At 63.8% G+C, this 2,728-nt stretch carries 2 protein-coding genes; both read right to left on the reverse strand.

What is annotated here, in order from left to right:
• Positions 1–112: 112 nt before the first annotated feature.
• On the reverse strand, positions 113–910 hold the full coding sequence (gene otnI, locus EN780_RS31575) for a 2-oxo-tetronate isomerase (protein ID WP_128276225.1): 798 nt from the start codon (positions 908–910) through the stop codon (positions 113–115).
• Positions 911–936: 26 nt separating this feature from the next.
• Positions 937–2,718, reverse strand: coding sequence for a glyoxylate carboligase (gene gcl / locus EN780_RS31580; protein ID WP_128276226.1), 1,782 nt, complete (start codon positions 2,716–2,718; stop codon positions 937–939).
• Positions 2,719–2,728: the final 10 nt, after the last annotated feature.

Genomic DNA, 2,728 nt, shown 5'->3' on the forward strand with positions numbered 1-2,728 from the left:
CCAACGTTTTGGAAATGGGCGGCGCGCTGAAACTGCTAATCTCCCCCCATGTGGGGGAGATGCCTGGCAAGGCAGAGGGGGGCGCGAAGGATCGCTACTTCAATTACGACCGCTAAGCCGCCGCGCTCCCCTGCCCGGCAAGCTTCCGAAACCACCCTAGCCCCACCTCGGTCCCTGCCTTCGGCTTGTACTCAGCCCCCACCCAGCCGGCATAGCCGAGCCGGTCGATGTGCTCGTAGAGGAAGGGATAGTTGATCTCGCCCGTCCCCGGCTCGTGACGGCCGGGATTGTCCGCAAGCTGGATATGCGCGATGCGGCCGAGGTTTGCCTCGATGGTACGGGCGAGATCCCCCTCCATGATCTGCATGTGGTAGATGTCGTATTGCAGGAACAGGTTCTTCGAGCCTATGCGGTCGATCAGCGCCAGCGCCTGGTCCGAATAGTTCAGGAAGAAGCCGTGAATGTCGCGCGTGTTGATCGGCTCGATCAAAAGCCGGATGCCGGCCTGCTCCAGCTTCTCGGCCGCGAAAGCCAAATTCTCGGCAAAGACGTTCTCCAGCACCGCGCGATCAGCTCCCTGTGGTGCGATGCCGGCAAGGCAGTTGATCTGCTCGCAGCCGAGCGCATGCGCATAGGTGATGGCCTTGGCCACCCCTTGCCGGAATTCCGGTACTCGATCGGGAAGCACGGCAATGCCGCGCTCGCCCTTTGCCCAGTCGCCCGGCGGCAGGTTGAACAGCACCTGCGTCAGCCCGTTCTTCTTCAGGCGCGCGGCGACGACGTCCGGCGCATGGTCGTAAGGACCGATATATTCGACGCCCTTGAAGCCGGCGCGGGCGGCGGCATCGAAGCGGTCGAGGAACTCGTGCTCGCCAAAGAGCATCGACAGATTGGCTGAAAAGCGCGGCATTCTTTTTCTCCTTCTCCCCGCCGGGCTCAATCCAACATCATGATGGCCGTCGGCGCATCCTCATTGCGTTCGGCCAATTCCTCGAACTCGGTGATCTTGTCGATTTCCGTGCCCATGGAAATGTTGGTGACGCGCTCGAGGATGAATTCGAGCACGACCGGAACCTGGTGCTCCTTCATCAGCCGCTGCGCCTGCTTGAAGGCGCCGGCGAACTCTTCCGGCTTACGCACCCTGACCGCCTTGCAGCCCATCGCCTCTGCGACCGCGACATGGTCGACGCCGTAGCCCGCTTCGGGATCGTTCGCCCGGTTGACGTTCTCGAAGGCAAGGCTGACCTCGTAGTCCATCGAGAAGCCGCGCTGCGCCTGGCGGATCAGGCCGAGATAGGCATTGTTCACGACGACGTGGATATAGGGCAATTTGTGCTGCGCCCCGACCGCCAGTTCCTCGATCATGAACTGAAAATCGTAGTCGCCGGAGAGTGCGACGATATCGCGGTCCGGATCGGCCGCGCGCACGCCGAGGGCGGCCGGCAGCGTCCAGCCGAGCGGGCCGGCCTGGCCGCAATTGATCCAGTTGCGCGGCTTGTAGACATGCAGGAACTGCGCGCCGGCGATCTGCGACAGGCCGATCGTGGTGACATAGGTGGTGTCGCGGCCGAAAGCCTTGTTCATCTCCTCATAGACGCGCTGCGGCTTCAGCGGCACCTGCTCGAAATGCGTCTTGCGCTTCATCGTCTTCTTGCGCTGCTGGCATTCCTTCGCCCAGCCCGACCAGTCGCGCAGCTTGCCCGCCGTCCGCCATTCGGTGGCGACGTCGAGCAGCATCTTCAGCGCCGCACCGGCATCCGAGACGACGCCGAGGTCAGGCGCGAAGACCCGGCCGATCTGGGTAGGCTCGATATCTACATGGATGAATTTCTTGCCCTTGGTGTAGACGTCGACCGAGCCGGTGTGGCGGTTGGCCCAGCGGTTGCCGATGCCGAAGACGAAGTCGGCTTCCAGCATCGTCGCATTGCCATAGCGGTGCGAGGTCTGCAGGCCGCACATGCCGGCCATCAGCCGATGGTCGTCGGGGATCGTGCCCCAGCCCATCAGCGTCGGGATGACCGGCACGCCGGTGACCTCGGCGAACTCGATCAGCAGGTCGGACGCATCGGCATTGATGATGCCACCGCCGGCGACGATCAGCGGCCTTTCCGCCTGATTGAGCATCGTCAGCGCCTTCTCGGCCTGGGCGCGCGTCATCGCCGGCTTGAACGGGGCGAGCGGCTCGTAGGCGTCGATGTCGAATTCGATCTCGGCCATCTGCACATCGACCGGCAGGTCGATGAGGACCGGACCCGGCCGCGACGAGCGCATCAGATGAAAGGCCTTCTGCAGCGCCATCGGCACCAGATAGGGTTCCATGACGGTGACCGCCCATTTGGCGACCGGCGAGGCGATCGCGGCGATGTCGACGGCCTGGAAATCCTCCTTGTTGAGGCGCGCGCGGGGAGCTTGGCCAGTTATGCACAGGATCGGAATGGAGTCGGCCGCCGCCGAATAGAGCCCGGTGATCATGTCGGTGCCGGCCGGGCCCGAGGTACCGATGCAGAGGCCGATATTGCCGGCCTTGGCCCGCGTATAGCCTTCGGCCATATGCGAGGCGCCTTCGACATGGCGCGCGAGCACGTGGCGGATGGTGCCCCTCGCCTTCAACGCCGAATAAAGCGGGTTGATCGCCGCGCCCGGCACGCCGAAGGCGCACGAAATGCCCTCCTTTTCGAGAACGAGAACGGCAGCGTCGACAGCGCGCATCCTGGCCATTTGCAAAGCC

The sequence above is a fragment of the Mesorhizobium sp. M4B.F.Ca.ET.089.01.1.1 genome, from assembly GCF_004022605.1.
Classification (GTDB): domain Bacteria; phylum Pseudomonadota; class Alphaproteobacteria; order Rhizobiales; family Rhizobiaceae; genus Mesorhizobium; species Mesorhizobium abyssinicae.

Excerpts from the sequence above, each read along its gene's own strand:
- otnI (WP_128276225.1), bottom strand. The coding sequence starts at position 910 with ATGCCGCGCTTTTCAGCCAATCTGTCGATGCTCTTTGGCGAGCACGAG.
- gcl (WP_128276226.1), bottom strand. The coding sequence starts at position 2,718 with ATGGCCAGGATGCGCGCTGTCGACGCTGCCGTTCTCGTTCTCGAAAAG.